Source organism: Bacillus sp. RC252 (assembly GCF_044909215.1).
GTDB classification, from domain to species: Bacteria; Bacillota; Bacilli; order Bacillales; family Bacillaceae_G; genus Bacillus_A; species Bacillus_A mycoides.
This window is the reverse complement of sequence record NZ_JBIYDV010000013.1, coordinates 129,394-150,250: the sequence shown is the minus strand read 5'-3', so window position 1 is coordinate 150,250 and position 20,857 is coordinate 129,394. Positions and strand designations below refer to the sequence as shown.

The window sequence follows — 20,857 nt, the reverse complement described above, 5'->3', positions numbered from 1 at the left end:
TTTACAGGGGGAAAAAACATGTTGACGTACGAAACGTGGAAAGAAAATAGTGTTTCATTTTCTGAAGAAGATGAAACGAAAGGCGCGCTATCAGTATTAAGTTGGGCTTATAACGAATATAAAGATGAAATTGTATATGCATGTAGCTTTGGGGTGGAGGGAATGGTTTTATTGCATCTTATAAACCAAGTAAATCCATCTGCTAAAGTTGTATTTTTGGATACAAATGTTCATTTTCAAGAAACGTACGAATTAATTAAGAAGGTACGCGAGAGATTTCCTTCATTAAATATTATAGAAAAACAGCCAGAACTTACACTCGATGAACAAGCGAAGCTTCATGGAGAGAAGTTATGGGAAAGTAATCCGAATCTTTGCTGTAGTATTAGAAAAATTTTACCGTTAGAAAAATCATTAGCAGCGGAAAAAGCGTGGATATCAGGCTTAAGAAGGGAACAATCAGAAACGCGTAAGCATACACAGTTTATAAATCAAGATCGTCGTTTTCAATCTATTAAAGTTTGTCCGCTCATTCATTGGACTTGGAAAGAAGTTTGGCGATATGTATATAAACATAGTTTGCCGTATAACCCATTGCATGATGTTGGCTATCCGAGTATTGGGTGTGAGAAATGTACATTACCTGTAGGTGATGGTGGCAACTCAAGAGATGGAAGATGGGCTGGGAAAATGAAGACGGAATGTGGCCTTCACTTTCAATGAGATAGATTTTGAAATAAAGCTAAGAAGGGATATAAGAAGATGAGTACAACAAATGAATTAGTAAACCGCATTGATGAAACATATGAAATATCGAACATTGTAAAGGAAATCGAGATAGACAAAATTGCACTTAGTGATTTAGAACTTTTGGCGACAGGAGGATATAGCCCTCTTACAGGATTTTTAGGGAAGAGAGATTATGATTCAGTAGTAGAAACGCTTCGTTTAGCAAATGGTAGCGTATGGAGTATACCGATTACACTACCGGTAACAGAAGAAGTAGCCGAGAAACTGCAGGCTGGAGAGGAAGTAAAACTTGTCAACGCCGGAAATGTATATGGTGTTATTCAAATAGAAGATATTTTTGTACCAGATAAAGAAAAAGAAGCGTTACTTGTATATAAAACGACGGATGAAGCACATCCAGGGGTGAAAAAATTATATGAACGACCAAACGTTTACATTGGAGGAGCTATTATTCTTACAAAACGCTTTGGAAATAATCCGTTTCCTTCTTATCATTTAGATCCAATTGAAACGAGAGAAGAATTTAAAAAACGCGGTTGGAAAACAGTAGTTGGATTTCAAACGAGAAACCCAGTACATCGTGCCCATGAGTATATTCAAAAATCTGCCCTTGAAATTGTAGATGGTCTCTTTTTAAATCCGCTCGTTGGGGAAACGAAGTCAGATGATATTCCTGCTGATGTAAGGATGGAAAGCTATGAAGTATTACTTCAAAACTATTATCCGAAAGATCGTGTCTTTTTAGGTGTATTTCCTGCAGCAATGCGTTACGCAGGACCAAGGGAAGCGATATTTCATGCACTAGTAAGAAAGAACTTTGGTTGTACCCACTTTATTGTAGGGCGTGATCATGCTGGGGTAGGGGACTATTACGGAACATATGAAGCGCAGGAAATCTTTACGAATTTTACAGTAGAAGAGTTAGGGATTACGCCGTTATTTTTTGAACATAGTTTTTACTGCACGAAATGTGAAGCAATGGCTTCAACGAAAACATGTCCGCATGGAAAAGAAGACCGTGTCATCTTATCGGGTACGAAAGTACGAGAAATGTTAAGGAATGGTGAGATTCCGCCAAGTACATTTAGTCGTAAAGAAGTAGTGGAAGTGCTAATTAAAGGTTTGAAAAAAGAAGTAGTAACAGAATAGGGAGAGAACGAGATGGATACGAATATTACTTGGCATACAGCTTCTATTTCAAAAGATGAGAGAAGAGTGAAGAATGGGCATCACAGTTTTGTAGTTTGGTTTACTGGTTTATCAGCTTCGGGTAAATCTACAGTAGCGAATGCGGTTGCTCGCAAACTGTTTGAAAAGAATATCGGAAATTATGTGCTAGATGGGGATAATATTCGCCAAGGTTTAAATAAGGATTTAGGTTTTTCTGAAAGTGATCGCATGGAAAATATAAGACGTATTGGTGAAGTGGCGAAGTTATTTGTAGATCAAGGAACTGTTGTCCTTACAGCGTTTATTTCACCATTTCGAGTAGACCGAAAACAAGTTAGGGAACTATTAGCTGCAGATGAGTTTATAGAAGTGTTTGTAAAATGTCCAATTGAAGAGTGTGAGAAACGTGATCCGAAAGGACTTTATAAAAAGGCGAGAAAAGGTGATATTAAAGAGTTTACAGGTATCGATTCACCGTATGAGGAACCAAAACAAGCAGAATTAATTGTAGAAACGCACAAGTATTCTATTGAAGAATGTGCAGAGCAAATTGTGAAGTACTTACAAGAGCGTAGTTTCATATAGGGGGATAAAAGATGAGTTATGAAAAAGTGTGGGCTAATAATGAAAAATTAAATCAAACAGAGAAAAAGAAATTAGAGAAAGACGGATTAGAAATCTTTAATGATATTCCTTACTATGCGGAGAATGGATTTGAATCTATTCCGAAAGAAGAGTGGGACGCTTTTAAATGGGCGGGATTGTATTTGCAAAGACCGAAAGAAGCGGGCTATTTTATGATGCGTGTCAACATTCCTTCTGGAATTATTACAAATGCGCAGGCAGAGGTGCTGGCTTCCATTGCTGAAGATTATGGGCGTGATGTGTTAGATATTACGACAAGACAGGCGATTCAGTTTCATTGGTTAGAAATTGGGCAAATTCCGGATATTTTTAAGAGGTTAGCTAGAGTTGGTTTATCTTCAGCAGGGGCATGCGGTGATATTACGCGTAATATTACAGGAAATCCACTTGCTGGAATTGATGCGAATGAACTATTTGATACAACATCGATTGTTAAAGAAATATACGATTACTTCCAACATAATGAAGAGTTTTCTAATCTACCACGTAAATTCAAAATGTCTATTAGTTCTAACATTTATAATTCAGCAAATGCAGAGATTAACTGTGTGGCGTTTACACCTTCTACGAAAGAAATAAATGGTGAGGAAAAGGTTGGGTTTCATATAAAAATAGGCGGAGGATTATCAGCTCGTCCGTACTTAGCGGAAGAATTAGATGTATTCGTTTTACCAGAAGAAGTGAAGGCAGTGTCGATTGCAATTGCTACTATATTCCGTGATTTTGGATATCGTGAAAAACGCCACTTAGCACGTTTGAAATTTCTTGTCGCTGACTGGGGCGCTGAGAAATTTAAAGAGAAACTAGTAGAATACACAGGCCCATTGCAAAGTAAAGGGGAAAGTGCTCTCAAAGGCTGGAATGCAGGATACTTTTATGGCGTTCAAGGTCAAAAACAAGCAGGATTAAAGTATGTCGGCTTTAATGTACCAGTAGGGCGTTTACACGCAGAGGAAATGTTTGAGATTGCAAGAATTGCAAAGAAATATGGAAACGGGCAAATTCGAACTTGTAACTCTCAAAACTTCATTATTCCGAATGTTCCGCCAGAAAATGTTGCAGGATTATTAAGTGAACCGTTGTTTGAAGCAATTTCAGCAAATCCGAAATCGTTTATCGGTCATGCGGTTTCATGTACTGGCATTGAGTATTGCAATCTTGCGTTAGTAGAAACGAAAGAAAGATTACGCAAAATCGCAGAGTACTTAGATACACAAATTGCACTCGATGTTCCAGTTCGAATTCATATGGTAGGATGCCCGAACTCATGTGGTCAACGTCAAATTGCTGATATTGGTTTGCAAGGGATAAAACTGAAAACGAAGGAAAAGGGAATCGTTGAGGCGTTTGAAATATATGTGGGCGGAACACTATTAGACGGAGGAGCATATAACGAAAAGTTAAAAGGGAAAATAGATGGAGAAGATTTGCCGGATGTTCTCGTGTCCTTTTTAAGTTATTTCCAAAAGAATAAATTACTAGCCGAAACGTTTTATGATTTCGTAGGACGTGTTGGAGTAGAAGAATTACAAATTGTACTAAATCGTGTATTAGAAGAAGTAATAGCATCTTAGGAGGGGGCAATATGGACTTATATCGATTTGAAGCTGTATTAGTAAATAGTATTGTTCCAATTGTTGTCGTTGCTCAGAGTGAAGAACAGGCATTTAAGCTTGCGGAAATTGAGCTTGAAAAACATTTTTTACCGTTACCAGAAGTGAAAGAGATTTCTTTGTTTGAAAAAAAGAAGATTCGAAAAGGGGCGGCATTTGTTATTCATGAGTAGAGAACATGTAATACGAAATAATAGTAACTTCCATTCGTGATTAAAAGTGGAAGTTTCATTTTATAGTAGAAATGAGGAGAGATTATGGGGAAGGTTTATATCGTCGGGGCGGGTCCTGGTGATCCGGATTTAATTACTGTTAAAGGGTTGAGATGCATCGAGAAGGCTGATGTTATATTGTACGACCGTCTCGTAAATAAAGAATTGCTTTCTCATGCAAAGCCTGAAGCGGATTTAATTTATTGCGGGAAACTCCCAAATTATCACACGATGAAGCAAGAGACAATTAACACATTTCTTATTAAATATGCGAAAAAAGGAAAAGTTGTAACGAGACTTAAGGGCGGAGATCCATTTGTATTTGGAAGAGGTGGAGAAGAAGCTGAAGCGTTAGCGAAGCAAAGTATCCCATTTGAAATTATTCCTGGTATTTCAGCTGGTATAGCTGCTCCTGCTTATGCTGGAATTCCAGTAACGCATCGCGATGCAAGTGCAAGTTTTGCTGTTGTGACAGGGCACCGGAAAGAAGGGGCTGAAGAGGAAGTGAAGTGGGAAAGTTTAGCGAAAGGTGTAGATACATTAGCGGTCTATATGGGGGTTAGTAATTTACCTTACATATGTGAACAACTAATAAAACATGGAAAAGATCAAAGTACACCTGCCGCTATCATTGAGTGGGGAACGACATCTATGCAACGTACTGTTACAGCGACGTTAGGAACAATTGTAGATGTTGCCAAAAAAGAACGAATTCAAAATCCAAGTATGATTGTTATTGGAGAAGTTGTCCGTTTTAGAGAAAAGATACATTGGTTTGAGAAACAAACGGAAAATGCATATCAAGTAAGCGGAGTATTGTAAAATGAAGGCTGTTATATATATATGTCATGGAAGCCGTTTGAAAGCAGCAAAAGAAGAAGCGGTTGCATTTATTACGTCATGTATGAACCGTGTAGAGGCAAATATTCAAGAAATTTGTTTTTTAGAGCTAGCGAATCCTTCTATTGAAGAAGGATTTCGTACATGTGTGAAGCGTGGTGCTACAGAGATTGTCGCTATTCCTGTTTTTTTATTAGCGGCAGGACATGTAAAGAAAGATATTCCGTTTGAATTACGAAAGTTAAACGAGGAATATCCGGATATCAAAATAGTGTATGGTAATCCATTTGGTGTATCAGAAGTGCTTGTAAAAGCGGTATACAACGGAAGTGGTATTAAAGACTATAAAGAAGAAGTAACACTTTTGCTCGTTGCAAGAGGGAGTAGTGATCCGGAAACTTTACAAGACATAAAGTGGATTTCTTCTTTATTTCAAAAAGAAGAGAACATTAAAGAAGTGGAAGTTTGTTATTTAGCAGCCGCGGAGCCGAAGTTTGATGAGAGGTTGAAAGAAATTGTAGAACAAAAAGAACGGAACATTGTTGTGTTACCTTACTTATTATTTACAGGCTTACTCATGAAACATGTTGAGAAAGAAGTGCGTCAATATGAGTCGGAAGAGATAAAAATAAGTCCCTATTTAGGAAAGAATGTAGCGTTTCGAGAGATGTTAATTCAGAAAACAGAGGAAATATTGAAGGGAGATCAATATGTATCCACTTACAGTGCGAGTTGATAAGAAACGTGTTGTTGTCATTGGTGGAGGGAAAGTAGCGGGGTTTAAAATTATTCCTTTACTAAAACAAGGTGCGGATATTGTTGTAGTAAGTACAGAATTAGATGCAAATTTAGTGAAACTTGTAGAAGAAAAGCAAATTCGTTGGTATCAAAGAGAGTATGAGAAAAGTGATATTAAAGATGCTTTTTTAGTAGTTGCAGCGACTAGTGATTCGGTACTAAATGAACAAATTGCTGAAGATGCCGCAGTGAATCAATTGGTAAATGTTATTACGAATCCGGAAAGTGGAAATGTTCATTTTCCGGCGGCAATTCATCGTGGATTGCTTAATGTAGCTGTTTCTACTGGAGGGGCAAGTCCGAAACTTGCAAAAAAAATTCGTGATGATATCGCAAATAAATATGATGAGAAGTATGAATCGTATCTTGATTTTTTATATGAAGTTAGACTAAAAGTGAAAGAATTACAAGTAGAGAAAAGGCAAAAAAATATATTGTTACAAGAAGTATTAAAGTCGATATATGTTCAAAGTGAACAAAAAAGAGAGCTTTTTTTACAAGAATTAGAGAGGGGAATTTATATAGGATAGTGAATGAATTGTGCTTTACAAATATAAAAATATAATTTATAATCACAAGTAACTTCAAAAGATGAAATCGATGAGCAAGAAGAGTACGTATATTTGATGCGTTCAGAGAGCTGGGATAAGGTGTGAGCCCGGTACGATAAAATATACAGAATGGGCTTGCGAGAGGTATGCTGAACATTGCAGTAGGCAACCCGGGTTCCGCCGTTAAAAGGATAGGGTATCGGAATTTTCCTGTACCTGAACAAGTGGGATTTATTGATCCAATTGAGGTGGTACCACGGTATTCTATTACATATATCGTCCTCTACATGCATATTTGCGTGTAGGGGACTTTTTTATTTTCTAAAGGAGGTGTGCGAGTATGAAATGAAAGTGTATAATTGATAAAAGTTATAATATTCAGAAAAGGAGAATTTATGATGAAAGAAACACAGCAATGGACGTCGAAAATTGGCTTTGTACTCGCAGCAGCCGGAGCCGCAGTAGGTCTTGGTGCAATATGGAAGTTTCCATATGTTGCAGGTAATGGTGGGGGAGGCGCATTCTTCCTTGTATTCTTACTATTAACTTTATTTATTGGGATGCCTCTTCTTTTAGCTGAATTTGTTATTGGCCGTAGTACTCAAAAAGAGGCCGTTACAGCTTATAAAGTATTAGTACCGAATAGCAAGTTATATCCTTGGATTGGTCGTATGGGGGTTGTTACTTGTTTTAGCGTACTATCTTTTTATAGTGTTGTAGGTGGATGGATTTTACTTTATTTATACTATAGTGTCACAGGTAGTTTCTGGAACGGAGTAGTCGATTATGGACAATTGTTTGCTGAAACAATTTCAAATCCAGTAAGTGCGATTGGGGCGCAATTCATCTTTATGCTTTGTACGATTTTTGTTGTTAGTAAAGGTGTGGAAAAAGGCATAGAAAAAGCAAGTAAGTACATGATGCCGTTATTATTCATTTTATTTATTGCTATCATTATTCGTGCGTTAACACTTGATGGTGCTATGGCTGGGGTAGAGTTCTTCTTAAAACCAGATTTTTCAAAGCTTACAGCAGATACGATTTTATATGCGATGGGACAATCTTTCTTCTCACTAACGGTAGGTGCCTCGGTAATGGTAACGTATAGTTCGTATTTAAAGAAAGAAGAGCATTTAGCTAAATCAGCAACATCTATTGTAAGTTTAACTGTATTTATTACAGTACTTGCAGGGTTAGCGATTTTCCCAGCGATTTTCGCATTAGGAGTTAAACCGACAGAAGGACCAGGGCTACTGTTTATCGTTCTTCCTGCTGTCTTTGCAAAAATTCCATTTGGACAATTTTTCTTCATTATGTTTTTAGTTTTATTCTTCTTTGCGACTTTAACATCTGCGATTTCAATGCTTGAAATTGTAGTAGCATCTGTTGCGAAAGATAATGAGAAGAAGCGTCCGTCAGCTTCGTTATTAATTGGTATTCTTATTTTTGCAGTTGGAATCCCATCAGCGTTATCGTTTGGAATTATGAGTGATGTGAAAATATTTGGTAAGACATTCTTTGATTTCGTCGATTTTTCGGTAAGTAATGTATTACTGCCACTCGGAGTACTAGCCATTTCGTTATTTGTACCAAATAAAATGAGTAAAGAGCTATTAATGAAAGAATTAGAAGTTACGGAAACGAAAGGGAAAACATTGTTTAATATTTGGTTCTTCTTGCTTCGTTATGTTATTCCGGTAACTGTAATTATCGTATTTTTAAATGCGATAGGTGTATTTAAAATGTTTGCATAATAAAAAGACGGAGAAATCTCCGTCTTTTTATTATGTTGTAGAAGTATTTAATAAGCGATTATATGCTTTATAAGCTGTGACAACTGCGATAAATGATCCAATTAAAAATAAAGCTGAGCCGCCGAATGTAAATAGCCGGCCAATGTATGTTTCTCTAGCTTCTTCTATTTCTTCTTGTAATTGTGTATTCATATTTATCACCCCGCAAAATATAGGCATTTAGTTGTAGTTTATGTAAAACGCCTAAAAAGTGTGAAGTAGTAAAAAAAACTCGGTATGCACCGAGTTTTTTATAATCCGATATAAGGAGACGGATCAACTGCGTTTGTCTTACCAACATTCCATTCCCCGATATGAAGTTCGAAGTGTAAATGTTGTCCGTAAGATTGACCGGTATTTCCCATAAAGCCAAGTTGATCGCCTTGTTTTACAGTTTGTCCATTTGATACAGAGCGGCTATTCATATGTGCATACACTGTCGTATATGTTTTTCCATTAACACGGTGAGATAAGTAAACAACGTTTCCGTAACTAGAGGATAATTCTGAACGGATAACAACGCCATCTGCAGCGGCAATAATTGGAACTGTTCCCGGAGCTGCGATATCGATTCCTTTATGGTTATCTAAAGAACGTGTGCCGAATCCAGAAGTTTTTGATCCAGCCGCTGGTTTAATAAATCCACCTTTGTTCGTATCTTGCGGTGTTGGTGCGGATTGTGTGCTTTCTTTAGCAGAAGCGGCGGCTTGTTTTTTTGCTTCCTCAGCCTTGCGTGCCTCTTCCGCTTTCCGAGCTTCTTCCGCACGTTTTTCTTCTTCAATTGCTTTTTGAACAGCTTGACGCTGGTTTTCTAAAATACCTTGTGACTCTTCTAATCCTTCAATCTCGGAATCTACTTTTGATACTTTCGTATGTAGATCTTTAATAAGAGTTTGTTGCTGTTGTTGGTTATTTTGTAACTCTTGTTGTTTTTGCTCTAATTTTTGTTCAGATTCTTTCAGTTGTTGCTCTTTTTTCTCAACAGCCTCTTTTTCTGTCGTTACAGCATATTGATCATCTGTTTGCTTTTTCACAATATCGGTATCGTTATTTAAAATTAAACTTACAGAATACATATTATCAACAAGATCAGCGATATTTGCAGAACTTGTTAATACTTCTGTAATGATACTCGTACGAGGCTTCTCTTGCATAGATTGTAGTCGTTGTTTAATAACCTCTTGACGTGTATCTATGTTTGTTTGTAATTGCTCTATATGTTTCTTTTTTTCAGCAATTGCTTGCTGCGTTTTGCTAATTTCTTTTTTTGTATCGTTTAATTCAGCTTCGTTTTTATTAATAGAAGTAGTTAATTCGTCGATTTTTTTTTGTAATTCCTGGATTTCTTTTTCTATTTGTTCTTTCTCAGCTGATTTATTTTGTAAGTCATTTTGTTTGCCTTCTAATTCGGATTGAATATTAGATAATTTATTTTCATTCGTTTCAGCGTATACGGGTGAAAGTAACGGGGAAACGAAAATCGTTCCAGCTGCTAAAACACTAAATGCTGCAAATTTCTTTTTCATTGTTGTCTTGCTCCTTTCCCTATGAATGTATATATCATAAGAAGAAGAAGGGTGTCTATCGTTGTAATCATAATGTAAAGAAAACTTTATAAATTTGCTAAGTTTTGTCGGAATTTAGTATCTTTTCGTAGTGTTTGTCATAAAGTGAAATTTTTGCATGCATACAAAAATGCACCATTTTCTATTTTGTTCTAAAAAAAAACATGGAAAATGATGGAGTTTTCGATGGTGAAACATTACTTTAAAAACCTTTAAATCACTAGTGAGGGATCGTTCTCATGTTAGGTTTTCTTACATGGGTTTTATTTTTGTCAAGAAAATTATTTGCATTCGGGCAAACTTATTTTGTTGTCAGATTTTAAATTTTGATTTATGATTTTCAACAGGGACAAAATGTAGTGAATTGTCGAATAATATGTAATACTCTTAATTTCAAGTTTTATAGAGATAGAATGAGAGATAGAGTGACACATCGAAGAGGGGGTTACCACAAGTATGAAAAGAATAGGACTTGCATGGCAAATTTTAATAGGACTTGCGCTTGGTATTGCAGTTGGGGCGATTTTCTTTGGCAATCCGGAAGTGGTGAAGTACTTACAACCAATTGGTGATATTTTCATCCGATTAATTAAGATGATTGTTGTACCGATTGTTGTAGCGAGTATTGTTGTTGGGGTTGCTGGTGTTGGCGATGTTAAAAAGTTAGGTCGACTAGGCGGAAAAACAATTATTTACTTTGAAATTATTACAACGATTGCAATTGCTGTCGGTCTATTAATAGCAAACATTTTCCAACCTGGAAAAGGCGTTGATATGGATAAGTTAACAAAAACAGATATTTCTAAATATACACATACGACAGAGCAAGTACAAAGTCATTCGTTCGCAGATACGTTTGTAAATATTGTTCCGACGAACATTATGAAATCATTAGCTGAAGGTGATATGCTTGCTATTATCTTCTTCTCAGTATTATTTGGTTTAGGTGTAGCAGCAGTTGGTGAGCGTGGCAAACCAGTTCTACAATTTTTCCAAGGTGTAGCAGATGCAATGTTTTATGTAACGAACCAAGTTATGAAGTTTGCACCATTTGGTGTATTCGCATTAATTGGTGTTACAGTTTCTACATTCGGATTAGCTTCATTAATTCCATTAGGGAAATTACTCATTGTAGTATATGGGGCAATGATCTTCTTCGTTGTAGTTGTATTAGGACTTACAGCGAAAATCTTTGGAATAAACATTTTCCAATTCTTTAAGATTTTAAAAGACGAGCTGATCTTAGCGTATTCTACAGCAAGTTCGGAAACGGTTTTACCGAAAATTATGGAGAAAATGGAAAAGTTCGGTTGTCCGAAAGCAATTACATCTTTCGTTATTCCAACAGGTTATTCATTTAACTTAGATGGATCAACTTTATATCAAGCAATTGCGGCAATTTTCTTAGCTCAAATGTACGGTATTGAATTATCCATTACACAACAAATTACGTTATTACTTGTATTAATGGTTACATCAAAAGGTATCGCGGGTGTACCGGGCGTATCATTCGTTGTATTATTAGCAACACTTGGTACAGTAGGTATTCCAGCTGAAGGTTTAGCGTTTATTGCAGGTATTGACCGTATTCTTGATATGGCTCGTACAGCAGTTAACGTTGTAGGTAACTCTTTAGCGGCTGTAGTTATGTCTAAGTGGGAAGGTCAATATGACGCTGAAAAAGGACAAGCCTATTTAAAAGAGATATCTGAAAAGGGTCAAGCAGCTTAATTATAATATGAACAAGCTCTCACATAATATGTGGGGGCTTTTCTATATATAGAAGAGGAGCGGACGTAATGAAACGTAAATATGGTGACGGTTCTTCGTGGAAGCGACTAATAGAGAAGGATTATATGGTTAAGCAAGTAGAGGATGGAATGTTAGGAATGCTGGACATAAAAAAAGTGAGAGAACCTAGTCATAAAGAATACAATGGTAAACAGCTTTGCATTGCAGGTGATGGGTATACATGGATGCAATATTTTATAAACGGGAAAAACTTTGCAATTACAGCTATGTTAGACAATCAAAAACAATTAGTACAATATTATATCGACGTGACGAAAGAATATAAAATAGACGAGCGTGGTTTACCTTATTTTGATGATTTATATTTAGATGTAGTATTGTTACCGAACGGTGAGATCTATGTACTGGATGAAGACGAGTTAGAGGATGCCTATAAAATTGGTGATGTTACAAAAGAAGAATATGAGTTAGCATGGAATACAACAAAATGGATTATCGCGACGATAAAAAATAGAAAATTTTATTGGATTTCAATATTGGATAAAGAAATCGAAAAGTTAAAATGATTGGTTTATTCATATTTTTGTATAATTACCAAAAAAATCTATACAAAAAATAATTGACTTTTGTTTTGTAAGCGAGTAAAGTTAGGAAAGAAATTATTATTAAAAAATAAATATGAAACCTTCTTATAAAGAGAGGCGGAGGGACTGGCCCTACGATGCCTCGGCAGCGGACTCGATTTCAGAGTGCTGTGCCAAATCCAGCAAGCGTGTGCTTGAAAGATGAGAAGAGCGTTTCTTATAGATGTATAAGACCTCTTCTCATCGGAAGAGGTCTTTTGTTATTCATTAGAAAAGGTTGAAAACTAGGGAGAGATGATACTTTGAAAGAAACGAGAGGAAATGGTTTAGCTTTATTACCACTTGGAGTATTTTTGGCGCTATTTATTGGTTCTGGAATTATTACAGGTGATTTCTATAAATTGCCGATACTCGTAGCAATTTCAATTGCTGTAGGAATTGCTTTAGTGATGAATCGTAAGGAAAGCTTTAATGTGAAAGTAGAACGATTTGCTAAAGGTGCAGGAAATCCTGATATTATGATCATGGTTCTGATTTTTGTACTTGCAGGGGCGTTTTCTGAAACAGCAAAAGGAATGGGCGGAGTTGATTCCACTGTTAACTTAGCGTTATCTATTTTGCCACCAGGATTTATCGTTGCTGGAATTTTTGTTATAGGGGCATTTATTTCATTAGCGATGGGAACTTCAATGGGAACAATTGCAGCACTAGCACCAATTGCTGTAGGGATTAGTGGGCAAACTGATATCTCAATAGCACTTGCGATGGCTACTGTTGTGGGCGGAGCGATGTTTGGTGATAATTTATCATTTATTTCAGATACAACAATTGCTGCTGTTCGTTCACAAGGAACAGAAATGAAAGATAAGTTTAAAACGAACTTTTTAATTGTATTACCAGCCGCTATTATTACAATTGTACTATTAGTAATAATTACTTTAGGAAGTGATACACAAGTTAAAGCCCATAGTTTTGACTGGATAAAGATTTTACCGTATGCAGGAGTACTTATTACAGCACTACTTGGCTGGAATGTACTTATTGTGTTAACTGGTGGAACAATATTATCAGGTGCTATCGGCCTTATAGATGGAAGTTACACGTTAGAGAGTTTCTTTAAAAGTGTAACGACTGGAATGGGCGGTATGATGGAGCTAGTACTACTTGCTATATTAATCGGTGGTATGGTTGAACTTATCCAATATAATGGTGGCATTCAATATTTAATGAATCTTTTAACACGTAATATTCGTTCGAAAAAAGGAGCAGAGTTTGGTATTGCTGGCTTAGTGAGTATGACGAATATGTGTACAGCAAATAATACAATCTCTATCATTTTTACAGGTCCGCTTGCGAAAAATATTGCGGATCAGTATGAAATTGATCCCCGTAAATCAGCGAGTGTACTGGATCTTTTCTCTTGCTGTGTACAGGGGTTAATCCCATATGGTGCTCAAATGTTAACAGCGGCAGGATTTGCTGCGTTATCTCCGGTCGAATTGTTACCATATGCATTTTATCCAATTTTAGTTGGAGTATGTGGAATCATTTCTATATTAATTGGTTTCCCGAGATTTTCTAAAGTGGCGGAAAAAAAAGAGTATCATAAAACTGCATAACATAAAGAGACATTTATTATTAGCAGTTGAAAACGCTCGGAGAACATTCTCTGAGCGTTTTTTATTATTTATAAATCCTTTTTCAAATAGTAGTGTTTATAATCTCTTCCTACGTTATCGAGGATACCATACTCTTTATAACCATATTTTTTATAGAAATCTAATGCTTGAAAGCTTAAAGTGTCAACTTTTATAAAATCACAATTTCTTTCTAAAGCGATTTTTTCTACTTCTAATAACAGTTTAGTTCCATACCCTAATGCACGTATATCTTCATCGATGATAAAAGAGTGAATCTCTAACCAATTCCAACAGACTTCACCTAATATTCCCCCGCATATTTTACCATTTTCATCTTTAAGAAATAAATGAATCTCTAAGTATCTGTCTCTTAAATCAGATGGAAAGTGCTTTAAATTATATTCATAAAGCTGATTGTTTATATAGTTTTTAGCGGCGGTATTGATTTCTTTCGTAATGTGTAAATTCATGATATATCCCCTTTAATTTAAATGTAGCCTTCTGATTTATTTTAACATAATTTTCTTAATAATATATTTAATGTGATTTAATAAACGTTTGTATGTATTGCTAATTTTTTGGACGCGCAAGTTGAGATTTTCATCCGTTATTGAATAAGAATTTTTCTGTATCTATACGCATCGCATACATGTTCGTTTTGCAAAAGGCTGAATTTAACTCAGTCTTAAGTCTGAGTTAAAAACGGTTCTTAAGCTCGTTATGAAAAAATGAAAAAATAGTTAAGATAAGAGTATCAAATCGAAGGGAGGCAAGCACAAGATGAAACAATTTCTAGCGTTTATCGCAGCCGGTATTTTGGCTTTAATTGCTCTTGGTAGTCTTGCTGGTATTGTAGGATTCGCCATTGGAGCAGGAGTTGTGTACTGGAGCTATAAATCATTTGTGCGAGCTAAATCATTCTTTGGAAAGTTAGCTTGGGGTATTGTTGGTTTAATCGGTTTGTCCATTGCACTTTCTCATTCCCCAGCATTAATCGGTATCGCAGCATTAGTAGTTTTATACTACGGATACCGTGAGTGGAAAAAAGGAAAAAATGTAGTTGTTGATTCTGCTCCAGAAAGTGCTAAACCATATAGCAACTTTGAAGATGAGTGGAACAAGTTAATGAAAAACTAATATAAAATAAATCAAATTATAAAGTAGAAGAGAGGAAGATTATAATGAAACAATCTTTATTCGGACGTGTACGCGATGCAATTTTAGCTGATTTTCATAATGTGTTAGATGAGAAAGAAAGAAAAAATCCAATTGCTATGTTAAACCAATATTTACGAGATAGTGAGCGTGAAATAACAAAAATTGAGAAGTTGATTCAGCGTCATAAAACATTGAAATCTAACTTTGCTCGTGAGCTTGAGCAAGCACGTTATTTCGTTAATAAAAGATCAAAGCAAGCTATCATCGCACAAGAAGCAGGCGAATTGCAATTGCATGAACGTGCATTAGAAGAAGTAGCGTATTATGAAGGGCAAGTAACTCGCTTAGAAGAAATGTATGCTGGTGTTGTAGAGCAAATTGATGAGTTAGAGCGTCGTCTTTCAGAAATGAAAAATAAATTAAAAGAAATGAACGCAAAGCGTATGGAATTAATGGCACGTGAAAATATGGCGCATGCAAACCGCCGTATGAATACTGCTATGCATAAAATGGATGAAAATAATCCGTTCTTACGATTCGAAGAAATTGAAGATCACATTCGTGACATAGAGCTTCGTATAAATGAAGAGCATGAGCGTGATACATTTGATATGAAAATTGCAAAACTAGAGAGTGAAATGAAAGAGAAAAATGAAGTATCGTTAACGAAAGAAGTAACAAAATAATTGTAGTATATAATAAAACAGGCTTATGATATAGTGATAGGAGAAAAGGTGTTGGAAAGCAATGCCTTTTCTTCTATGTATATGTGACAAGGAGGGGGGAGCTGAAATGAAGAAGCAATTTTCAAAAACACAATTTATGGGGATGCTCCTCATCATATTTGGATTCGGTCTTTTTCTTGATATGATACTTGGACATTTTGAACCAGGTGGTCTAATATTTGCATTTATTATGATTATGTTTGGAAGACATTATCGAAAGAAGAACCGTTATGTAAGAGGGAATGTATTTTTATTTGTCGGTGGTATTGTCTTCTTATTCTTCTTATTTTCATCAGCGGCATTCGTACTTGTTGTGTTTGCTTGTTTAGCTTTAATTGGTTATCAACTTATTCAACAAGGACATCGGCAAAAAGCAATGAAAGTTGAAATTAAAGAAAAGGGATATATAAATGAAGAAAAACAAATATATCGTACAGAACCGTATATAAAAAATATGTTTGTAGGTAATGTACGAATGATGGATCATATTTATGAAATAGAGGATATTAACGTCCAATATGGTGCTTGTGACGTCGAGATTGATTTAACAACTGCTATGATTCCAGAGGGAGAAACGGTTATTGTGATTCGGGGCGTCATTGGTAATATTCGCTTATATGTACCATATGATATTGAATTGTCTTTAAATCATTCTGTTATTGTTGGGCGAGTCCTCCTGCCAGGACACGAAGAAACTGGATTTAACCGTAATGTTACGTTTAGAACAGAACAGTATAAAGAAGCCCCTCGTCGTATTAAAATTATTTCTTCGCTTGTCGTAGGCGATACGGAAGTGAGGAAAGTATAATGAAAAAACAAAGGAATATTTCGTGGATGTATATTCGTTATTCTATGTTGTCCTCTGTGAGTATCGCACTTATTTGTACAATTGTATATGTATGGAAAAGCGAGCAACAAGTTTATGATTTACTCTGGAAAGAATCCATTGCTTCTGTTCCAATTGGCTTGTTTATTATGAGTACGAGTCTTCTTATCGGAGGAATTGTAGGATATGCAATCGGTTATTATATAGAACAGCGTATACAAGGATTAAATACTTTTCTATTTGAAGTAGAGCGAGGGAATTTTCCGAGTGATGTTTCATTTACTGCGGACGATGAATTTCATGAAGTGGAACGAAAAGTAATTGGTCTTGCTCGTCGCTTAGAGGAGCAAGCTGGGCTATTTCAAAAAGTAACGAATGAACGAGCCCATTGGAATGAAGAGATGAGACAAGAAGCGATTTCTCAAGAAAGGCATCGATTAGCGAGAGAGCTGCACGATTCTGTAAGTCAGCAGCTTTTTGCAATGTCGATGATGATGTCAGCCATTAATGAGCAAGCAGCTGAAATTCCAGACACGACGAAAAAACAGTTGCAGCTTGTTGAGAATATGGTTGTAAATGCACAATCAGAAATGAGAGCATTGCTCCTTCATTTACGCCCAGTGCAGTTAGAAGGTAAGAAACTAACAGAGGGTATAGAAGAATTATTAACAGAACTGTCTAGAAAGCAACATATGAAAATTGAATGGTTAATTGAACCGATTCAATTAAAAAAAGGTGTAGAGGATCATTTATTCCGTATTGTACAAGAGGCGCTGTCTAATACTTTACGGCATGCGAAGGCAAAGAAAACCGAAGTACGCCTTCGGAAAATTGATCAATATGCGATTTTGAAAATTATTGATGACGGTGTTGGGTTTAAAGTCGGTGTTAATAAGGCTGGTTCATACGGTTTAAGGTCAATGCAAGAGCGAGTTCATGAAATTGGTGGTACATTAAAAGTTCTTAGTTTTCCGAATAAAGGTACGCAAATAGAAGTGAAAGTACCTATTATGATTGAGAGAGGGGGAGAATCATGATAAAAGTATTACTAGTTGATGATCATGAAATGGTTCGAATGGGTGTATCAGCATATTTATCAACGCAGCCAGATATTGAAGTAGTTGGAGAAGCTGAAAATGGAAGAAAAGGTTCAGAGTTAGCTTTGCAATTAAGACCGGATATTATTTTAATGGACCTTGTTATGGATGAGATGGACGGGGTTGAAGCGACACGTGCTATTATTCAAGAATGGCCAGAAGCGAAAATTGTAGTTGTCACGAGCTTTTTAGATGATGAAAAGTTATATCCTGTTATTGAGGCGGGGGCGACAAGTTATTTATTAAAAACATCAAGAGCGAGTGATATTGCAGATGCTGTAAGAGCTACTTATGATGGGGAAACGGTATTAGAGCCGAAAGTTACTGGCAAAATGATGTCTCGTATGCGTCAGAAGAAAGAACAACCTTTGCATGAGGAGTTAACAGAAAGAGAGTCTGAAATTTTGTTATTAATTGCAGAGGGGAAAAGTAATCAAGAGATTGCAGATGAGTTGTTTATTGCCCTTAAAACAGTAAAGACACATGTGAGTAATATATTAAATAAGCTAAATGTAAGTGACCGGACACAGGCGGTTATTTATGCGTTTAGACACCAATTGACGAAATAAGAAGGAAGCTTTGACTATATATGGTCAAAGCTTTTTATTGACGGTTATTTATGTAAGCGTTATCATTAAGATGTTAACAGTACATACAAAGGGGAGAGAGTGTATGTTAGTTCAAACGATATTTGGAATGGATGAAACGAAAAAATTAGGTAACTATGTGAATGCGTTGCAAGCACTTTGTGAACAATATGATATTGAAACAGATCGTATTGCAATTATTGAGGCAACAGAAGAATATTATTTATTTCTAGTGAAGCAAGAAGATTGCTATGATGTTGTAAAAGTAGAAACAGTGGATACGAATATTGATTACTATACGAAAGCTTATAAAGTAAGTAGCTTTAATCATACTTCTTATCAAATGTAAAAAACTCCCGAAATGGGAGTTTTTTTATGATACTTTCGATTCAGGTGAATGCTCCGTTAATGGTACTGTTTTTGCACCACTTAATTTTGCGATAGCAAAACCGATAATAGCCCCAACTAACGCTGGTACTAACCAGCCAATTCCTTCATTATATAATGGAATAAACTCAAAATAAGATGTGATAAATGAAACAGGAATATTCCCTTGTTTTAATCCGTCAAAAACGCTAACAACTGCTGTTCCGATTAAAGCACATACATAAACAGATCGATAGCCACCGAAATATTTATGAAGTAATGATAATAACACGAGTACAATTGCAACTGGATATACAACAAGTAAAATAGGAACAGAGATGGCGATAATTTTTGTTAAACCTAAGTTGGCAACTAATAATCCTAACAAGCAAATGACACTTGCTAACATTTTGTATGAAAATTTTGTCAATAATGTTGAGAAGTATTGACTGCACGCAGATACAAGTCCAACGCATGTTGTTAAGCAAGCAAGTGTAACGATAAGAGATAACAGAATTAGACCATATGGACCGAATAATTGTTGTACGATAACGGTAAGTAGCTGTCCTCCATTTTTTGCGTATCCGAGAGAGACACTAGTTGTACCGAGCCAGCCAAGTGCACCATATACAAGTACGAGACCAGTAGCGGCAATAAGTCCTGCTTTTGCTGTAGCGATGGCAATTGATTTACGATCACTCACACCTTTTGAGCGAATTGCATTTACAACGATAATCCCAAATGCAAGTGCTGAAATGGTATCCATCGTTAAGTATCCTTCCATAAAACCTTTGAAAATTGGAGAAGTTTGATACTCTTGCATGGCTGGTCCAGATTGCCCGAGGGGTGTAAATACACTCTTAACGAATAATAAAAAAATAGAGAGTAATAAAATAGGTGTTAATACACTTCCGATACGATCGACGAGCTTAGAAGGGTTTAAACTAAGCCAAAATACGATAGAAAAGAAGATGACTGTGTATAAAAATAGCACTAGGCTGCTAGAGCGAATAGTTTCTGGTAAGAAAGAACTAACCCCCATTTCATAAGCGACATTAGCAACACGTGGGATGCCCATAGATGGACCGATTGCAATGTATACAACTACCGTAAAGAATATTCCGAATAATGGGTGGATATGACTTGCAAGTTGTTGCATTCCATTTCCTGATAGAGAAATAGCGATAACAGTAAGTAGTGGTAAGCCGACTCCTGTTAGTAAAAAACCAATCATTGCTGGCCAAAAGTTTTCACCAGCATTTTGTCCAAGCATTGGAGGGAAAATTAAATTTCCTGCCCCAAAAAATAAAGAAAATAGCATAAGGCCTGTGAAAAAAACATGTTTTTTTGATACAGTGTTCATTGTTTTTCCTCCTTTTTTGTAAATTCATTGTAAGAACACAAAAAACTCGTCCCTAAAGAAAGGGACGAGTTATATTTACCCGCGATACCACCCTAATTTATACATGTAGAAATAAATCTATATGTATACGGCTTTGCAACGTACAACATGATACGTGTTCCTTGTAACGGGGGACATCCGGTAAGAACTTACTCTAGCATTCGGTTCTACTTCTCGGAGATGATTTTCGGTTAAGCACTGAACGTTGGCTTTCAGCAAATCGCCAACTCTCTGGGGAACAGTCCTATAACGTACTCGTTCTCGTCAATGAATTTTAATTCAAGTATTCTGACAGTATTTTCACACGTTTTTTTTAGAAAGTCAACATATTTTTTGGGAAATACACTTTCCTGTAGAAATATAGCTGAGAATATAAGGGTTAATACTATTTGTAAAAATGCTGTAAAACATTATAGAGAATTGTAAAGATTATGGAGAAAATCGATATTTATAGGAGTAAGGAAGGAATTGTTTGAATTTGCAGAGAATAATACAACAATCCACTTGCTGGAAAGAACAAACCAAAAGAGGTGACTGAAATGCTTGCGATGGGAGTATTATTTGGCATTATTGCTATAATTGGTTTTATGTGGTTATATTATTCGCGTTCGTTTAAACAAGCAGAAGTTTTACTCTTTCAAAAAGGTAGTTTGTTGACAAATCAGTCTAGATATTTAGTATGTCCGAAGTGTGGAAGTGCACAGGCCAGGAGTGGAGGATATCAAGAGTGTTGCAAAATTAGATTATGAAAGAAGGAAGCCTCACATTACTTTGTGAGGCTTC

The 20,857-nt window shown here is 36.0% G+C and carries 23 protein-coding genes, 1 riboswitch and 2 other annotated features; of the genes, 19 read left to right on the top strand and 4 right to left on the bottom strand.

Annotated elements, in window-relative coordinates; all coding sequences use genetic code 11:
- The first annotated feature begins 18 nt into the window (after positions 1-18).
- The 9 genes from ABH960_RS19175 to ABH960_RS19135 all read left to right on the top strand — a co-directional run bounded on the left by ABH960_RS19175 (position 19) and on the right by ABH960_RS19135 (position 8,333).
- Entirely contained in the window at positions 19-723 is a 705-nt protein-coding gene (locus ABH960_RS19175) for a phosphoadenylyl-sulfate reductase (RefSeq protein WP_002011694.1), read from the top strand.
- 39 nt (positions 724-762) lie between these two features.
- Positions 763-1,899, top strand: a complete 1,137-nt coding sequence (gene sat, locus ABH960_RS19170) for a sulfate adenylyltransferase (protein ID WP_404447554.1) — start codon at positions 763-765, stop codon at positions 1,897-1,899.
- Between the two features lie 12 nt (positions 1,900-1,911).
- Positions 1,912-2,505, top strand: coding sequence for an adenylyl-sulfate kinase (gene cysC, locus ABH960_RS19165; protein WP_404447551.1), 594 nt, complete (start codon positions 1,912-1,914; stop codon positions 2,503-2,505).
- Between the two features lie 11 nt (positions 2,506-2,516).
- Complete coding sequence (locus ABH960_RS19160; protein WP_404447548.1) at positions 2,517-4,139, top strand: nitrite/sulfite reductase; 1,623 nt, start codon at positions 2,517-2,519, stop codon at positions 4,137-4,139.
- Positions 4,140-4,150: 11 nt separating this feature from the next.
- Positions 4,151-4,351 carry a DUF3906 family protein gene (locus ABH960_RS19155; RefSeq protein ID WP_000366913.1) on the top strand — a complete coding sequence of 67 codons (201 nt, stop codon included), beginning with the start codon at positions 4,151-4,153 and terminating at the stop codon, positions 4,349-4,351.
- An 84-nt stretch (positions 4,352-4,435) separates the two neighbouring features.
- A complete protein-coding gene (gene cobA, locus ABH960_RS19150) occupies positions 4,436-5,212 on the top strand; it encodes a uroporphyrinogen-III C-methyltransferase (RefSeq protein WP_002030683.1) in 777 nt (258 codons plus the stop codon).
- A 1-nt stretch (position 5,213) separates the two neighbouring features.
- Entirely contained in the window at positions 5,214-5,966 is a 753-nt protein-coding gene (locus ABH960_RS19145; protein WP_002030685.1) for a sirohydrochlorin chelatase, read from the top strand.
- The gene (locus ABH960_RS19140) at positions 5,941-6,558 is read left to right on the top strand and encodes an NAD(P)-binding protein (RefSeq protein ID WP_002166092.1); all 618 of its coding nucleotides are present in this window, start codon (positions 5,941-5,943) and stop codon (positions 6,556-6,558) included. The genes ABH960_RS19145 and ABH960_RS19140 overlap by 26 nt, the downstream gene beginning before the upstream one ends.
- Before the next feature lie 61 nt (positions 6,559-6,619).
- Positions 6,620-6,866, top strand: a binding site (T-box leader).
- A gap of 111 nt (positions 6,867-6,977) precedes the next feature.
- Positions 6,978-8,333: a sodium-dependent transporter gene (locus ABH960_RS19135; RefSeq protein ID WP_002140989.1), complete on the top strand. Its 1,356-nt coding sequence runs from the start codon at positions 6,978-6,980 to the stop codon at positions 8,331-8,333.
- A gap of 30 nt (positions 8,334-8,363) precedes the next feature.
- On the opposite strand, the gene ABH960_RS19130 is transcribed toward ABH960_RS19135, so the two are convergent.
- Together ABH960_RS19130 and ABH960_RS19125 are read right to left on the bottom strand one after the other, a co-directional pair.
- Positions 8,364-8,525, bottom strand: a complete 162-nt coding sequence (locus ABH960_RS19130) for a hypothetical protein (protein WP_002158647.1) — start codon at positions 8,523-8,525, stop codon at positions 8,364-8,366.
- A 98-nt stretch (positions 8,526-8,623) separates the two neighbouring features.
- On the bottom strand, positions 8,624-9,898 hold the full coding sequence (locus ABH960_RS19125) for a murein hydrolase activator EnvC family protein (RefSeq protein ID WP_404447541.1): 1,275 nt from the start codon (positions 9,896-9,898) through the stop codon (positions 8,624-8,626).
- A gap of 495 nt (positions 9,899-10,393) precedes the next feature.
- On the opposite strand from ABH960_RS19125, the gene gltP reads away from it, so the two are divergent.
- The 3 genes from gltP to ABH960_RS19110 all read left to right on the top strand — a co-directional run bounded on the left by gltP (position 10,394) and on the right by ABH960_RS19110 (position 13,892).
- On the top strand, positions 10,394-11,668 hold the full coding sequence (gene gltP, locus ABH960_RS19120) for a glutamate/aspartate:proton symporter GltP (RefSeq protein ID WP_002086711.1): 1,275 nt from the start codon (positions 10,394-10,396) through the stop codon (positions 11,666-11,668).
- 68 nt (positions 11,669-11,736) lie between these two features.
- Entirely contained in the window at positions 11,737-12,255 is a 519-nt protein-coding gene (locus ABH960_RS19115; protein WP_404447538.1) for a ribonuclease FAU-1 family protein, read from the top strand.
- A gap of 120 nt (positions 12,256-12,375) precedes the next feature.
- A riboswitch (SAM riboswitch) is annotated at positions 12,376-12,481 on the top strand.
- 94 nt (positions 12,482-12,575) lie between these two features.
- Entirely contained in the window at positions 12,576-13,892 is a 1,317-nt protein-coding gene (locus ABH960_RS19110; protein WP_219301805.1) for a Na+/H+ antiporter NhaC family protein, read from the top strand.
- 68 nt (positions 13,893-13,960) lie between these two features.
- On the opposite strand, the gene ABH960_RS19105 is transcribed toward ABH960_RS19110, so the two are convergent.
- Positions 13,961-14,383 (bottom strand): GNAT family N-acetyltransferase, encoded by a 423-nt coding sequence (locus ABH960_RS19105; RefSeq protein WP_002011677.1) that lies wholly within the window; start codon positions 14,381-14,383, stop codon positions 13,961-13,963.
- 310 nt (positions 14,384-14,693) lie between these two features.
- Here ABH960_RS19105 and ABH960_RS19100 point away from each other — a divergent pair, with 310 nt between their 5' ends.
- The 6 genes from ABH960_RS19100 (at position 14,694) to ABH960_RS19075 (ending at position 18,655) form a co-directional block, all read left to right on the top strand.
- Positions 14,694-15,050, top strand: a complete 357-nt coding sequence (locus ABH960_RS19100) for a lmo0954 family membrane protein (protein WP_002011676.1) — start codon at positions 14,694-14,696, stop codon at positions 15,048-15,050.
- A 44-nt stretch (positions 15,051-15,094) separates the two neighbouring features.
- A complete protein-coding gene (locus tag ABH960_RS19095) occupies positions 15,095-15,757 on the top strand; it encodes a PspA/IM30 family protein (protein WP_002011675.1) in 663 nt (220 codons plus the stop codon).
- Between the two features lie 106 nt (positions 15,758-15,863).
- Entirely contained in the window at positions 15,864-16,604 is a 741-nt protein-coding gene (liaF, locus tag ABH960_RS19090; protein WP_002126337.1) for a cell wall-active antibiotics response protein LiaF, read from the top strand.
- Positions 16,604-17,659 (top strand): sensor histidine kinase, encoded by a 1,056-nt coding sequence (locus ABH960_RS19085; protein ID WP_002011673.1) that lies wholly within the window; start codon positions 16,604-16,606, stop codon positions 17,657-17,659. Before liaF ends, ABH960_RS19085 begins: the two co-directional genes overlap by 1 nt.
- Positions 17,656-18,288, top strand: coding sequence for a response regulator (locus ABH960_RS19080; RefSeq protein WP_000598709.1), 633 nt, complete (start codon positions 17,656-17,658; stop codon positions 18,286-18,288). The genes ABH960_RS19085 and ABH960_RS19080 overlap by 4 nt, the downstream gene beginning before the upstream one ends.
- Positions 18,289-18,298: 10 nt before the next feature.
- Positions 18,299-18,655 carry a DUF3992 domain-containing protein gene (locus ABH960_RS19075; RefSeq protein ID WP_404447530.1) on the top strand — a complete coding sequence of 119 codons (357 nt, stop codon included), beginning with the start codon at positions 18,299-18,301 and terminating at the stop codon, positions 18,653-18,655.
- A 24-nt stretch (positions 18,656-18,679) separates the two neighbouring features.
- Here ABH960_RS19075 and brnQ3 read toward each other — a convergent pair whose 3' ends face one another.
- A complete protein-coding gene (gene brnQ3 / locus ABH960_RS19070; RefSeq protein ID WP_404447527.1) occupies positions 18,680-20,035 on the bottom strand; it encodes a branched-chain amino acid transport system II carrier protein BrnQ3 in 1,356 nt (451 codons plus the stop codon).
- A gap of 57 nt (positions 20,036-20,092) precedes the next feature.
- Positions 20,093-20,351, bottom strand: a binding site (T-box leader).
- A 262-nt stretch (positions 20,352-20,613) separates the two neighbouring features.
- Here brnQ3 and ABH960_RS19065 point away from each other — a divergent pair.
- Positions 20,614-20,823 carry a hypothetical protein gene (locus ABH960_RS19065; protein WP_000880630.1) on the top strand — a complete coding sequence of 70 codons (210 nt, stop codon included), beginning with the start codon at positions 20,614-20,616 and terminating at the stop codon, positions 20,821-20,823.
- Positions 20,824-20,857 lie beyond the last annotated feature (34 nt).

Excerpts from the sequence above, each read along its gene's own strand:
- ABH960_RS19175 (WP_002011694.1), top strand. The coding sequence starts at position 19 with ATGTTGACGTACGAAACGTGGAAAGAAAATAGTGTTTCATTTTCTGAA.
- sat (WP_404447554.1), top strand. The coding sequence starts at position 763 with ATGAGTACAACAAATGAATTAGTAAACCGCATTGATGAAACATATGAA.
- cysC (WP_404447551.1), top strand. The coding sequence starts at position 1,912 with ATGGATACGAATATTACTTGGCATACAGCTTCTATTTCAAAAGATGAG.
- ABH960_RS19160 (WP_404447548.1), top strand. The coding sequence starts at position 2,517 with ATGAGTTATGAAAAAGTGTGGGCTAATAATGAAAAATTAAATCAAACA.
- ABH960_RS19155 (WP_000366913.1), top strand. The coding sequence starts at position 4,151 with ATGGACTTATATCGATTTGAAGCTGTATTAGTAAATAGTATTGTTCCA.
- cobA (WP_002030683.1), top strand. The coding sequence starts at position 4,436 with ATGGGGAAGGTTTATATCGTCGGGGCGGGTCCTGGTGATCCGGATTTA.
- ABH960_RS19145 (WP_002030685.1), top strand. The coding sequence starts at position 5,214 with ATGAAGGCTGTTATATATATATGTCATGGAAGCCGTTTGAAAGCAGCA.
- ABH960_RS19140 (WP_002166092.1), top strand. The coding sequence starts at position 5,941 with ATGTATCCACTTACAGTGCGAGTTGATAAGAAACGTGTTGTTGTCATT.
- ABH960_RS19135 (WP_002140989.1), top strand. The coding sequence starts at position 6,978 with ATGAAAGAAACACAGCAATGGACGTCGAAAATTGGCTTTGTACTCGCA.
- ABH960_RS19130 (WP_002158647.1), bottom strand. The coding sequence starts at position 8,525 with ATGAATACACAATTACAAGAAGAAATAGAAGAAGCTAGAGAAACATAC.
- ABH960_RS19125 (WP_404447541.1), bottom strand. The coding sequence starts at position 9,898 with ATGAAAAAGAAATTTGCAGCATTTAGTGTTTTAGCAGCTGGAACGATT.
- gltP (WP_002086711.1), top strand. The coding sequence starts at position 10,394 with ATGAAAAGAATAGGACTTGCATGGCAAATTTTAATAGGACTTGCGCTT.
- ABH960_RS19115 (WP_404447538.1), top strand. The coding sequence starts at position 11,737 with ATGAAACGTAAATATGGTGACGGTTCTTCGTGGAAGCGACTAATAGAG.
- ABH960_RS19105 (WP_002011677.1), bottom strand. The coding sequence starts at position 14,383 with ATGAATTTACACATTACGAAAGAAATCAATACCGCCGCTAAAAACTAT.
- ABH960_RS19100 (WP_002011676.1), top strand. The coding sequence starts at position 14,694 with ATGAAACAATTTCTAGCGTTTATCGCAGCCGGTATTTTGGCTTTAATT.
- ABH960_RS19095 (WP_002011675.1), top strand. The coding sequence starts at position 15,095 with ATGAAACAATCTTTATTCGGACGTGTACGCGATGCAATTTTAGCTGAT.
- liaF (WP_002126337.1), top strand. The coding sequence starts at position 15,864 with ATGAAGAAGCAATTTTCAAAAACACAATTTATGGGGATGCTCCTCATC.
- ABH960_RS19085 (WP_002011673.1), top strand. The coding sequence starts at position 16,604 with ATGAAAAAACAAAGGAATATTTCGTGGATGTATATTCGTTATTCTATG.
- ABH960_RS19080 (WP_000598709.1), top strand. The coding sequence starts at position 17,656 with ATGATAAAAGTATTACTAGTTGATGATCATGAAATGGTTCGAATGGGT.
- brnQ3 (WP_404447527.1), bottom strand. The coding sequence starts at position 20,035 with ATGAACACTGTATCAAAAAAACATGTTTTTTTCACAGGCCTTATGCTA.
- ABH960_RS19065 (WP_000880630.1), top strand. The coding sequence starts at position 20,614 with ATGCTTGCGATGGGAGTATTATTTGGCATTATTGCTATAATTGGTTTT.